General features: G+C 68.1%; 11 protein-coding genes. 3 read left to right on the forward strand and 8 right to left on the reverse strand.

The window, feature by feature from the left end:
- Positions 1–299 precede the first annotated feature (299 nt).
- Together AB0B02_RS27250 and acs are read right to left on the reverse strand one after the other, a co-directional pair.
- Positions 300–3,092: an immune inhibitor A domain-containing protein gene (locus tag AB0B02_RS27250; RefSeq protein ID WP_357304937.1), complete on the reverse strand. Its 2,793-nt coding sequence runs from the start codon at positions 3,090–3,092 to the stop codon at positions 300–302.
- Between the two features lie 206 nt (positions 3,093–3,298).
- The gene (gene acs / locus AB0B02_RS27255; protein ID WP_357304940.1) at positions 3,299–5,287 is read right to left on the reverse strand and encodes an acetate--CoA ligase; all 1,989 of its coding nucleotides are present in this window, start codon (positions 5,285–5,287) and stop codon (positions 3,299–3,301) included.
- A 206-nt stretch (positions 5,288–5,493) separates the two neighbouring features.
- Here acs and AB0B02_RS27260 point away from each other — a divergent pair, with 206 nt between their 5' ends.
- On the forward strand, positions 5,494–6,240 hold the full coding sequence (locus AB0B02_RS27260) for an oxidoreductase (RefSeq protein WP_281943559.1): 747 nt from the start codon (positions 5,494–5,496) through the stop codon (positions 6,238–6,240).
- Positions 6,241–6,412: 172 nt separating this feature from the next.
- Here AB0B02_RS27260 and AB0B02_RS27265 read toward each other — a convergent pair whose 3' ends face one another.
- From AB0B02_RS27265 to AB0B02_RS27275, 3 genes are all read right to left on the reverse strand, one after another.
- The gene (locus AB0B02_RS27265) at positions 6,413–7,219 is read right to left on the reverse strand and encodes an HAD-IB family hydrolase (protein WP_281943557.1); all 807 of its coding nucleotides are present in this window, start codon (positions 7,217–7,219) and stop codon (positions 6,413–6,415) included.
- A gap of 390 nt (positions 7,220–7,609) precedes the next feature.
- Positions 7,610–7,864: a hypothetical protein gene (locus tag AB0B02_RS27270; protein WP_281943555.1), complete on the reverse strand. Its 255-nt coding sequence runs from the start codon at positions 7,862–7,864 to the stop codon at positions 7,610–7,612.
- Positions 7,857–8,084 carry a hypothetical protein gene (locus AB0B02_RS27275; RefSeq protein WP_281943554.1) on the reverse strand — a complete coding sequence of 76 codons (228 nt, stop codon included), beginning with the start codon at positions 8,082–8,084 and terminating at the stop codon, positions 7,857–7,859. Before AB0B02_RS27275 ends, AB0B02_RS27270 begins: the two co-directional genes overlap by 8 nt.
- 317 nt (positions 8,085–8,401) lie before the next feature.
- On the opposite strand from AB0B02_RS27275, the gene AB0B02_RS27280 reads away from it, so the two are divergent.
- Complete coding sequence (locus AB0B02_RS27280) at positions 8,402–9,625, forward strand: helix-turn-helix transcriptional regulator (RefSeq protein ID WP_357304945.1); 1,224 nt, start codon at positions 8,402–8,404, stop codon at positions 9,623–9,625.
- Positions 9,626–9,648: 23 nt separating this feature from the next.
- On the forward strand, positions 9,649–10,116 hold the full coding sequence (locus tag AB0B02_RS27285) for an NUDIX hydrolase (protein WP_357304948.1): 468 nt from the start codon (positions 9,649–9,651) through the stop codon (positions 10,114–10,116).
- A 110-nt stretch (positions 10,117–10,226) separates the two neighbouring features.
- Here the strand turns inward: AB0B02_RS27285 and AB0B02_RS27290 are convergent, their stop codons facing one another.
- From AB0B02_RS27290 to AB0B02_RS27300, 3 genes are all read right to left on the reverse strand, one after another.
- Entirely contained in the window at positions 10,227–10,946 is a 720-nt protein-coding gene (locus AB0B02_RS27290; protein WP_357304950.1) for a hypothetical protein, read from the reverse strand.
- A 338-nt stretch (positions 10,947–11,284) separates the two neighbouring features.
- A complete protein-coding gene (locus tag AB0B02_RS27295; protein WP_357304953.1) occupies positions 11,285–11,716 on the reverse strand; it encodes a hypothetical protein in 432 nt (143 codons plus the stop codon).
- A complete protein-coding gene (locus AB0B02_RS27300) occupies positions 11,713–12,285 on the reverse strand; it encodes a hypothetical protein (protein ID WP_357304956.1) in 573 nt (190 codons plus the stop codon). Before AB0B02_RS27300 ends, AB0B02_RS27295 begins: the two co-directional genes overlap by 4 nt.
- Positions 12,286–12,864 lie beyond the last annotated feature (579 nt).

The raw sequence follows: 12,864 nt of genomic DNA on the forward strand, positions 1-12,864 counted from the left end.
GGTACGGGCCGGCGGTGGAACGTCCCACAAGTGGGACCCACGGTGAACATAGACACTGCTGGGACTGCTGTGAAGATGCGTGCGTCGATTTGTAGCAACTTTTTGTTGGGGTTGACTTTCGCCGTCACACTCTGCTTCGTAACCAAGGCGTTGACCAGCGGCGATGGCCGTTCGGCCGAAGGCAGCGAAACGGATGGATATACGGAACGGGCCGGGAGCGCTACCGCTCCCGGCCCGTCCGTCAGCCGGCTCGTTCGGCCCGTATTCCGGGCATTCCGGTTCCGGTTTGAAGGTGTCGATCAGCTCCGCGGCGGAACCACGTACACCTGGGCGTACGAGTTGTCCTTGGCGGCGCGCTTGATGATGATCGACGTGCCGTACCCGACGCCCGCGTCACCCGGGTTGCCGGTGCCGAGCACGATCGCCCCGCCACCCAGCGTCGAACCGTAGTAGTCGGTCGCCGGGGTGCCGTCCGGGTTCACCACCCGGGTCGTGTACTGCTGGTTGCCCTTCGACGGGACCACCACCGAGGCGTCGTTGTCCCGCGCGTACGGCGAACCGTCGCGGATCTCGATGCCCGGGTACCAGCCCTTGTTGTCGGTGAAGCCCCGCACCGGCGCCTGCGCGCCGAACTTCGTGCAGTACTCGCTGTACGGCTCGTCGGCCGCCTCCAGGCACTCCTTGAACGGGTAGGTCTTCGTCAACCCGAACGCGGCGTTCGAGGACTGCGGCCGGCTGGGCAGGTTGTCCAGCACCGACGGGTCCTTCTCGGCCGCCACGCCCTTGCGACGCAGCGGGTCGTTGTGCGAGTCGACGATCAGCAGCCCGCCCTTGGCGCCGTAGCTGGGCAGCGCGGTCATCTGCGCGGTGACGTGGTTGACGTCGCCGAGCTCGGTGTCCCGGTACCAGACCAGCATGCCGGGCGCGTTGTACGCGATCCGGTCGACCTTCCACGCCTCGTGCGAGTAGACGGTGTCGTAGGCGTACTTGAGGCCCTTGTCGAAGCCGTCGAAGTTGCGCCACTCGGCCAGGTAGTAGTGCGAGCGGACCTGGGTGCCCGAGTCGACGTGCCAGCCCGCGCCGGTGGTGTCGGTGAACGTGCCGCCGGTCTGGGTCCAGCCGGCCGCGCCGCCCTCGACGTCGTCGCTCCAGGTGGTCGCGCCGCCGCCGGTCACCGAGAAGTCGTCGGCGAACCAGCCGCGCTCCTGGAACGCCTCGTCGGTGGCGTACCGCAGCCGCACCTGCACGGTCTGCCCGGCGTACGGCGAGAGGTCCACGTAGTCGTGGCGCCAGCCGCCGGTGCTGCCGGTCAGGCCGTACTTCTTGTTGCCGAAGTCGACCATCCGGCCGTTCGGGTCGGCGTAGCCGTCATCGGTGGAGACCAGCGCGCCGGACTCGTCGTACACCTTGCGCTCGGTCCAGGTGGCGCCGCCGTCCGTGGAGACCTCGACGAAGCCGTAGTCCCAGTCCTCCTCGATGACGTAGTCGTTCCACATCCAGAACTTCGCGTCGGCGGCGTTCGGGACGCTCACCGTGCGGCTCAGCTTGACGTCCGCCCACGCCTGGTCGGCACCGGAGTACCACATGTTCGCGCCGCTGTGCGGCTCGGCCAGCGTGATCACCTTGTCCGGCAGGTCGATCTTGATGCCGTCCTCGGTGCCCACCGGCGTACGCGAGGTCTGCCCGAGCTTGACCAGCTTGGCCCGGTCGCCCGGCCCGAACGTCTTCGGCTCGGCCCAGCCGAGCACCCACTTGTCCCAGAGGCCCATGTGGGTGGGGAGCGCCTGGAAGATCTCACCGGAGTGCGAGCCGGACGCCATCAGGTCCCAGAAGTCCACGTCGGAGTCGGCGTTGCCGGACGTGTCGTAGAGGTCCGGCAGGCCCAGGTCGTGCCCGAACTCGTGGGCGAAGACACCGACCCCGGCGTCCTCCGGCTGCACGATGTAGTTCGACACCTTCAGGTTCGTGCCCGGGATGGTGTAGCCCCCGGCCACGGTGGAGGAGTGCGCCCAGACCGAGTAGACGCCGACGTCGCCGCCACCACGGGACTTGCCCTGGTTGGCGTGCACCAGCACCAGGTGGTCGATCACGCCGTCCGGCTCGTGGAAGTTGCCGTCGCCGTCGCGGTCGCTCTGGTCCTCGATGTCGTAGTCGGCCCAGGGGAAGCTCGGGTCGGCGGCGGCCAACGCGTCGATCGCGTCGGTGGCGAGCCGGCCCGCGCCCTGCGGGTTGTCCGGGTGACCGTTCATCGACTGCTCACGGCCGGCGACCCAGTTGCCGTTCTCGTCCTGGAAGCAGCGGGAGGCGGCGTACCAGCCCTCCGAGTGCGGCACCGTGATCCACGGGCTGGCCTGCCCGTCCACGGTGTACGCGTTCTTGGACATCTCCAGGTACATGTTGTGCATGGTCCGGCCGGCGAGGCTGATGCCCGGCTTGCCGTCCGGTCCCTTGAGGTCCTTGCGGACCCGCTCGGTGATGCCCTGCTTGGTGTAGAGCATCTTGTTGTAGTGGGCCGGCGAGAAGTCCGGCACCCACATCGAGTTGTTGTCCTTGTGCGGCAGCGTGGCCGGGTTCGGGATGGTGTTGTGCCGCGGCCCGTTCTGCACCGTGCCGGGCACGCAGGTGCGGTCCTCGAAGACCGTCTTCGGCACCATCACGTTGGTGAAGTCGTCGTTGGCCTTGTCGTTGAACTCCACCAGCAGCGTCAGCAGCTTGGCGGTCTGGGTGTTCTTGGCCTTCTTGATCTTGCGGGGGCTCTGGCCGGTCCGGATGGACTTGGCCTCCAGCTTGGCCAGCTCGCGGGCCGCGATCGGGTTGCCGCCGGCGTACTTGCGGTCGTAGGCGCGGGCCTCGTCCGCCGGTGCGGAGAAGACCCCGTCCTTGCCCTTGGCCTCCTTGCCGCCGGTGTCCGGCTGCACCTCCGGCTCGGCGTAGTTGATGTAGAACTCGTCCGCCGCGATGGTGGCCGGCGCGGACCGGGACGGCTGAGCCGACGCACTACCCGTCACGGTCAGCGACGTGGCCGCGAGGGCGATGGCGGGCAGCGCGACGAGTAGTCGCCGGCGGGCCCGGGACTGCGAACTGGGGAGCATGCCACTCCGTTCGTAGGGAATGGTGAGGGACCGGCCGTCTCAGTGACGCGTGTCGAAATTTGCCGGTGCGGCTGAACGTAGCCGACGGGAAGCGCCATCGGCAGGGGTGAACAGACCAGTGCGCCTCCGCCGATCGACCGGCACGGCTCCCGGGTACGCCAAGGGGCGGGCCGCCGCGCGACCCGCCCCTCGTCGTACCGGTGTCGTCAGTCCTCGTCGGACTTGCCGCCGCTCATCCCCGACGAGATCAACTCCATCACCGAGGAGTCCTGCAACGTGGTCACGTCGCCCAGCGACCGGTTCTCCGCCACGTCCCGCAGCAACCGGCGCATGATCTTGCCGGAGCGGGTCTTCGGCAGCTCCGGCACCAGCATGATCTGCCGCGGCTTGGCGATCGGGCCGAGCGTCCTCGCCACGTGGTTGCGCAGCTCGGCGATGAGCTGCTCGCCCGCGTCGCCGGTGATCTCCGCGCTGCCGCGCGGAATGGCGAACGCGACGATCGCCTGCCCGGTGGTCGGGTCGGTCGCGCCGACCACCGCCGCCTCCGCCACCGACGGGTGGCTGACCAGCGCCGACTCCACCTCCGTGGTGGAGATGTTGTGCCCGGACACCAGCATCACGTCGTCGACCCGGCCGAGCAGCCAGACGTGCCCGTCGTCGTCCTTCTTGGCGCCGTCACCGGCGAAGTAGACCCACTTGTCGCCGGCGTTGGCGCCCGCCCCGAACCGCGACCAGTACGTCTCCAGGAACCGGTTGTCGTCACCCCAGATGGTGCGCAGCATCGACGGCCACGGCTCGGTGAGCACCAGGTAGCCACCCCCGCCGTTCGGCACCGACTCGCCCTGGTCGTCGACCACGTCCGCGACCACGCCGGGCAGCGGGGTCATCGCCGAACCCGGCTTCGCCTCGGTCACCCCCGGCAGCGGCGAGATCATCATCGCTCCGGTCTCGGTCTGCCACCAGGTGTCGACCACCGGCAGCTCACCGCGCCCGACGTACTGCCGGTACCAGATCCACGCCTCCGGGTTGATCGGCTCACCGACGCTGCCGAGCAGGCGCAGCGACGACAGGTCGTAGCCCGCCGGGATGTCCTCGCCCCACTTCATCATGGTGCGGATCAGCGTCGGCGCGGTGTAGAGGATGCTGACCTGGTACTTGTCGACGATCTCCCAGAACCGGCCCTTGTGCGGGGTGTCCGGCGTGCCCTCGTACATGACCTGGGTGGCGCCGTTCGAGAGCGGGCCGTAGACGATGTAGGAGTGCCCGGTCACCCAGCCGATGTCGGCCGTGCACCAGTAGACGTCGGTCTCCGGCTTCAGGTCGAACACCGCGTGGGCCGTGTACGACGTCTGGGTCAGGTAGCCGCCGGTGGTGTGCAGGATGCCCTTCGGTCGGGCCGTGGTGCCGCTGGTGTAGAGGATGAACAGCGGGTGCTCTGCGTCGAACGCCTGCGCCTCGTGCTCCGGCGCGGCGGTCTCCACCGTCTCGTGCCACCAGTGGTCCTTCGCCGACCAGCCGACCTCCTCGCCGGTGCGGCGGACCACCAGCACGTGCTCCACCGACGGGCAGTTCGCCACCGCCTCGTCCACGGTCGGCTTGAGCGCCGACGGCTTGCCCCGGCGGAAGCCGCCGTCCGCGGTGATCACCACCTTGGCGCTGGCGTCCTGGATCCGGTTGGTCAACGCGTCGGCGGAGAAGCCGCCGAACACCACGCTGTGCGTGGCGCCGATCCGGGCGCAGGCGAGCATCGCCACCGCCGCCTCCGGGATCATCGGCAGGTAGATCGCCACCCGGTCACCGGCCGTCACGCCCAGCTCGGTCAGCGCGTTCGCCGCCTGGCAGGTGAGCCGGTGCAGGTCCGCGTAGGTGACCGTGCGGGTGTCGCCCGGCTCGCCCTCCCAGTGGATCGCCACCTTGTCGCCGTGGCCCGCCTCCACGTGCCGGTCCAGGCAGTTGTACGCCACGTTGAGCCGGCCGCCGGTGAACCACTTCGCGAACGGGGCGTTCGACCAGTCGAGCACCTGCTCCCACGGCTCGGCCCAGCTCAGCCGGCCGGCCTGACGCGCCCAGAAGGCGAGCCGGTCGGCGGTCGCCTCCTCGTACGCCTCCGCGGTCACGTTGGCGTTCGCGGCGAGTTCGGCCGGCGGCGGGAACTGGCGCGTCTCGCTCAGCAGATTGGCCAATGCCTCGCTCATACGGTGACTCCTTCGTCGCGTGACCTGCGTCTCCCTACTCCGGGGAAGGTTAGCCCCGGCACCGCCGACCCGCGACCGCCCGCCCCGCTCCGCGCGCTCAGCGGCTCCCCCTCCGCGCCGAGGTGCAAGGCCGGGCCCCGGTTAACGCCTCCGGTAGAGAAAGGGTCCCCTCTCAACGCCCCGGACCGTGTCGCTAGCGTGACGGGGTGACCACCGATCCGCTCGCCCCGCTGCTCGCGCTCGCCGACGTCGCGCCCGCCGTAGAGCAGGCCCGGGACCGGGTCGACCAGGCCCACCGGCACCGCGCGCTGCGCCGCCAGGGCGGTCCGCTCGCCGCCGAGATCAGTCTCCGCTCGGCCGTCGCCAGCGCCGCGCTGGAGGGCCGGGACCACGACCGCGAGGAGGTACGCGCCGGCACCGTCACCGACCCGGTGCTCCAGGGCGCGCTGCGGGTCGCCGGCGCGCTGCCCGGCCTGAGCGACCTCTGGCCGAAGGCGCCCCGACAGGTGCTCGCCCGGCTGCACGTGCTCGCCGCCCGGGACGTGGTGACCGAGGAGGAACTGGGACGCCCGGTCGCCGACCCGGTGGTGGCGGCCCGCCTCGACGGCCTGTCCGGCCTGGTGGCCGGCGGCACGAAAGTACCGCCGCTGGTGCTGGCCGCCGTCGTGCACGGCGAGCTGCTGAACCTACGCCCGTTCCCGGGCCCCTCCGGCGTGGTCGCCCGCGCCGCCGCGCGACTCGTACTGATCTCCACCGGGTTCGACCCCCGCGGGCTGGTCGCGGTGGACGTCGGGCACCGTGAGCGGGAACCGGAGTACGTCGGCGCGGCCGGCGCCTTCGCCACCGGCACCCCCGACGGCCTACGCTCCTGGCTGCGGCACTACATGGCCGCGGTGGAGGTCGGGGCGGAGCAGATCACGCTCATCGGCGACGAGATCCTCGCCGCCTCCTGACGCGCGCTTCCGTCTTCTGGACGCTTCCGCCTCTTGGGCGCTTCCGCCTCTTGGGCGCTTCCGCCTCTTGGGCGCTTCCGCCTCTTGGGCGCTTCCGCCTCTGGGCGCTTCCGCCTCTTGGGCGCGCGCAGCCTTCTTCCGGTGCTGCCGCTGGCGGTCGCGGCCGGCCGGGTCAGGCGGTGGGCGCGACGGCCCGGGTGCGGCGGTGCCGGCCGTACCAGGCGATGCCGATGGCGACACCGACACCCACGCCCAGCGCCGCCGCCGCGACCGGTACCGCCGGCCGCTCCCGCAACCGGCGGCCCAGCGGGATCGGGTGCCGGAACTCCAGCACCGGCCAGGCGTTCTCCATCGCCAGCCTGCGCAGCGCCCGGTCCGGGTTGACGACGGACGGGTGGCCCACGCACTCCAGCAGCGGCCGGTCACTGTACGAGTCGGAGTACGCGTACGACTCGGCCAGGTCGTAGTCGCGCTCCTGGGCCAGCTCGCCCACGGCGTCGACCTTGCTCGGGCCGGCCGCGTAGAACTCGACCTCGCCGCTGTAGCGGCCCTCGACGACCGCCATCCGGGTGGCGATCACGTCGGTCACCCCGAGCAACTCGCCGATCGGTCGGACCATCTCCTCGCCCGAGGCGGAGACCAGCACGACATCCCGGCCGGCAGCCTGGTGCTCCTCGATGAGGGCGGCCGCTTCGGCGTACACATAGGGGTTGATCAGCTCGTGCAGCGTCTCCGCGACGATCTGGCGGACCTGTTCCACCGGCCAGCCCTTACAGAGCGTGGCCAGATAGTCCCGGGTGCGGGCCATGGTCTGCTCGTCGGTGCCGCCCAGCCGGAACATCAGCTGCGCGTACGCCGACTTGACCACGTCACGCCGAGTGATCAGCCCGTCCCGGTAGAACGGCCGACCGAACGCCAGAGCGCTCGACTTGGCGATGACGGTCTTGTCGAGATCGAAGAAAGCGGCACCACGGCCCACGGCGCGAAAGTCTAGCCGGACGGGACGCCCAGAGCCGCCCGGCCCGGACCCCTAACCTGAGGAGCACCCGGCTGAGTGACGCCGGTCACACGGACGCGCGAGAAATTAGCTTTGCGTGGAGTGAACACCACTCGACGTATAAGGGTCGGCTGCGGCATGCTTGTCCTCACGACGGGAGTTCACGTCCTGTCGCTGCTGGAGGCCCTCGGCGGTTGCACCCCCCGTGACCGCTGAGTCGGTTCGGCTCGACCCCCCCGGAGCCGAACCACCCGACGACCCCCGTCTCCCCCCGACGGGGGTCGTCCCTTTGTGTGGAGCGCTCCCGCACTGGTGGGAGCGTCTTTTCCCGGCTTACCCGACGCGGGGTGTCAGTCGGAAAGTCAGCAAATGTCAGCCGCCCGCCCCGTCACCCGCACCTGGAGGAGCGAACAGCCGCACGGGTACGAGGACTTGAGTGTGCTTGCCCCGCTGACTGCGCGGCGCTGCCTTGATGCCCTCGACCCAGATCCACTGCTCGCGCTCGGGACGGTTGAGCACCAGGCGGACGCCGGTCACCCGGAGCATCACCGGGCCGTCCGACGGGCGGTAGCGGTCGGCAGCCTCCACCCGGAGCACCGCGCCGAGCCGAATCCGAAGGTCAAACACCACGCCTCCCTGCCGTCCGCCCCAGTTCCGGCGACGGCACGCTGGATGGAGGGCTGATCTGAAGGCCGGCGATCTGCGCCAAGACCTCCCGCCGCGCCAACGCCTGCCCGTCGACCGGGTTGATGACGTAGCCGGTCAGCCATACCCAGCCGTCATACGCCGGCCAGTCGCCGACTGCGGTGACCCGCAGCCACAGCACCCGATCGCCGCCGAACTGCACCGACGCGCGACCGTCAAGCAGGACCAGCGCACCCGGCTTGGGCGCGCCCGCCGGAACAGGCGGCCGGCTGCGGGGCGCCGAGGTGGGCGGGCTCTCTCGTGACCGGCGTTCGGGTCGCGGTCCCATGCCAGCACCCACCCCGGGCCAGCCTCAGCAGGTCGCCGCGCGACCGGCGCGCTTCGAACTCCCGCGAGTGCAGGATTGACATGTGGTCGAGTCGTTCAGCCTCGTCATGAAGCCAGGTTGTGGCCGAAACCGCCCAGTGACCCGGAAAATCCTTCCGGGGTCGCAGCCGGCCGAGGGGAGAAGGTGAAACGGTGCGCCGGACAACCAACACCCTGACCATCGGTGAGCGCATCGCCTGGTACCGCCGCCGGCGCGGCCTGTCGCAGGAAGTCCTTGCCGGGCTCATCGGCCGCACCGCTGATTGGCTCGGAAAGGTCGAGAACAACCGCATCGAGCTGGACCGGCTCTCCGTCATCAAGTCCCTTGCCGAGGTCTTGGACGTATCCCTTGGTGATCTTCTCGGTGAACCCGTGTTGCTTGACTGGACCGCCGACACCGGCACCGACACCGTCCCCGCTCTCCGGTCGGCGCTGATGAACTACCGCGCCATTGCCCCGTTCGGCGGCACTTTTCACGACGAGCCACCGACCGTTGCCATGCTGCGCAAGGACGTCGGCACGCTCTGGGACGCCTACCAGGACTCCCGATTCGGGTATGTCACCGGCCGCCTACCCGACCTACTCCACCGCGCCCAGGCCGCCGCCGACCGCCACGAGGGCGACGACCAGGACCAAGCCCGCCGGCTCCTCGGCCTTGCCTATCAGCTGACCGCCACCCAGCTCACCAAGCTCGGAGAGGTCGACCTCGCCTGGATCGCCGCCGACCGCGGCTTGGCAGCCGTCCGGCCCACCGGCGACCCGCTCATCACCGGTTCTCTGTTCCGGTCCGTCGGTCACGCCCTGCACGCCACCGGCCGTTACACCGAAGCCGTACGTCTCACCGAAGACGCCGCCGGCTACCTGGAGCCTCACCTGACGCACGCCTCGCCGGCCCTGCTCTCCGTCTACGGCACCCTGTTCCTGTCCGGCTCCATGGCCGCCGCCCGCTCCAACGACGCCGGCACCACCCGCACCTTCCTCGCCGCGGCAGAGCACGCCGCCGCCCAGCTCGGAAACGATGCCAACCACCTCTGGACCGCGTTCGGCCCGACCAACGTCGCCATCCACCGCGTCGCCACCGCAGCCGAGCTGGGCGATGTACAGGTGGCCGTCAACCTCGGCCCGCGCGTCGACACCACCGGGCTCCCGATGGAACGTCGGGTACGACACGCCCTCGAAGTCGCCCGCGCCTACAGCTCGTGGAACCGCGTCGACGACGCCCAAGCCGTGCTGCTCGAAGCAGAGCAGATGGCGCCCGAGCAAGTCAGGCACCACTTCCTCAGCAGGCAACTGGCACTGACCTGGGTCCGCCGGCAGCGCGGCAAGCCGCCGGCCGAGCTGGTCGGCCTGGCTCGCCGGCTGAAGGTGCTCGACTGAACCGAGGCATCTAGGCTGCCCTGGTGACGGCCAACGAGATGCCACCCGTGGCGACCCCACGCGTCGCCGCCGGCGCCCTGTTCTTCGACGACGAAGGCAGGGTGATGCTCGTGCGCCCGAGCTACAAGAAGCACTGGGACATCCCAGGCGGCTACGTCGAACCCGGTGAGTCGCCGCGGGCAGCCTGCGTACGGGAGATCCGAGAGGAACTCGGCCTCACGCCCGCGCTCGGACCGATGCTGGTCGTGGACTGGGCACCCGCCGAGCGCGAGGGCGACAAGCTCCTCTTCATCTTCGACGGCGGGTCACTCGGACCCGACAGCGAGCGCGAGATCCGCTTTGCGGACGGCGAACTCACTGAATGGCGCTACGTAGGCGAAGAGTCCTTGGAAGAGCATGGCCCGTCGCGGCTGGCCCGCAGGATCCGCACCGCAATCGCGGCGCGTCGGGGCGGTGCTTCCGCATACGCCGAGCACGGCAGCGCCGTCTGAGGGAGCCGGCAGCGCATAAGCTGACGCAGCTTGCGACCGTTTGCGCAATCAGCCGATGACGGCCGGGGCGCACTCCGCAGCCGCTCCTAGCCTGAGATAAGGCACCGGATTCAGCGGTCATCAGCGGGCCGGATGGCGGCGAGGTTCGTTCCGTCGGTGGTCTTGAGGATGAGTTCCTTGAACCGGACCGGGTCGGATTCAGCGATCGCGCGGGCCGCAGCCACCCTGCGGTGCAGGCTTGCCGGATAGTAGGACTCATCCAGAATGAAGCCTCGGGCCAGCCATTCACGTGTGGCGTCGTGATCGCACTCGACGAAGGCGGTGAGACAGGCTGCGCGGTACCACCCGCGCAGGTCAGCAACCTCATCATCTTGGGCTCGGCTACCCGTTGTGGGCTGTCCGCCAGTCAGCGCTTGAGGCGACTCGTACATGAGCACGGCCTGCGACCAATACCAGGCGCGGACTGCGCAGACGCGTTGCAGTAGCGGACCGGAGGAGACGACCGAGATGAGGTACTCCTGGACCCGGCGACGGCCGACTGCCGTCAACACCGGTTCGATGAGTTGACGATTGGCGGCCACATCTTCGTCGCAGACCACTGCGGCCAGGACTCGGCTAGCCAGGGCGGCGGCCAGGTCAGGACGTTCTCGAAGAACGCAGGCAAGCTGCCAGCGCTTGCCGTTCCTCCGGTGGTAGCGACGGAACGACTCGTTACTGGCGAACTCCGGCTGTAGTTCGGGCTCTACCCAGGCTGAGTCCAGCTCGGCTAGGAGGTCGTCAAGCTGCCGCTCCAACTCGTCAGCCAGGTCGCCGTCTACCCATGCGTCCATACCGACATCATCTCCGCCGACCCCCTCCGTCATCGACTGGCCGAGCGGATCTTGTAAGCGCGGGACGCAGGTGGTCAAGCATGTCCGGACGTCCGCAAGGACACCACTGCCGACACACTCTCTTCATGATCAAGGCGGCCCGCAAAGCGGGCCGCGCCGGCCCGGCCGAGCAGACCACCCCCGACCCGCCAGCGTCCGACCGTGCGTCAAGGCCGTCTTGACGTGGCGGGCCGGGCGGAGGCCCGCTCCCCAGGCGGGCGGGTCGACGGCAGACGGGATGGCGAAACTGGGATAGCTTGCCATCTGGGAGGCTCAGTTCCAGGAGCATCCCATAACAGTTACTTGCCCGACTTGCCGTTTGCGCTTTTCTCATCCTGTTCTCGAACGAGTAAGTATCTCGTGTCGAGAATCTGGCCGTCCAGGATTACCTGACAGATGTAACGCCCTGCCTTCGGGACGCGGAAGTCGCGCAAAGGGGTGGGTAGGGGAATGTTTCCGAGCGGCAAGTCTGTTTCAATGGTCACTTCTTTTGGAATTTCGAACTCTGCCCTTAATTCGCCAACCTTGTCTTCGGTCTCCTCGTTCCGCATCACTACGGAAATTGTATGGGGTCCCGCGTCTCCATGTTCAATTTGCAGCATCACCGCAAGCTCTAGAGGAAGGTGAGCGGGAATTGGGGAAGAGACGGTCGTGATGCCTGCACCTAAGATGTGCAACAGCCCTTCACGTACCGTGGCGCTATCGCAGATCGTGGAAACAGTCAGCCTCACGACGTGACAACTTTCTTGACGGTGATCTGATCGCGGACAGAGGTGGTGCCTTCAACCTGTCTGGGCCCTGCAAGTCGCGGCTGTGCTTCAACCTTGGTTGTCGCCGAAGTGAAGCTAGCTAGGGAGTAGGGGTACCTACGGGACAGGCGAAGAATTTGGCTTGGGACAAGCTTTCGCCCAACTTTCCCTCTGAACCTCTTCCTTATCGCATCTCGCGCTTTTGTTTTCGCCGAAACATTATGTAACACCTTGCCGTATGTCAGTACGACGCTCTGCACTGGCGACGTGCTCGTTTTGTTCTCGACTTCTAGGTCGACAGTAAGATAATCATCGGCAAAGGTCGTCCAGTCAACATCGAGGGAGATGAGATTATGCTCCTCATCTACCCACATGACCCTCGCTAGCCCAGCCACCTGGTCGTCGGGTTCGAAAGCCGTGACGGTCTCTCCGGATTGAACTCTCCGGTTAGCTGCGGACAGACGCGCCAGGACATGACCGCTTCTGTCGCGGCTGTTCAGATCGATCTCTACCCGCGCCAGGGAACGCCCTCGCCACTTCAACTCTTCCATGCGGGGTTCCTCCTTCGAGTCGGCTCGAACAGTTGTGCGAGCTTCGTCGCGTCTGTTTCGACCGAATTCGTACCTAGCAGGATGTCATAGTGGTGAGGTGGTGGCTCGGAAAGTCGGACATTTAGGCCGGCCTCCAACAAGCCCTGCCTCGTCGCAAGCCACACGTTCTTGCCCGTTACTGGTGCTTCGGTGCAGATGCGACGGATCATGTCGTCAGGTGTAGTTTCATCATCTGGACGCTCTAGCCCAAAGCATGAGAGCGAGGGGATGGCCGGCTCCCCTCTAGCTCGGCAAACATCGGCCTCCAGTAGCGCTTGCTCGACGAACTTCCCGGCCCGCATCGGTGCGAAACGGACGACGAGCAACTCACCGATCCGGACCTCCACCACTTCACGCCCTCACCTCGCCTCAGCTGCCCTAGAGACAGCGTAGCGGGTCGAAAGGAGTGCATCGATGGGGCGATCGTTGTCGAAGACTGCCTAGTACTCCAGCAGGAGATCCGTTTCAGGGCTCGGTGAGGGCTTGTCGGGCATAGTGGCTGATCTTGGCTGTGGCTTGGTGTTGGCGTCGGTAGATGGA

It is taken from the genome of Micromonospora sp. NPDC049240, assembly GCF_040647835.1.
Lineage (GTDB): Bacteria > Actinomycetota > Actinomycetes > Mycobacteriales > Micromonosporaceae > Micromonospora.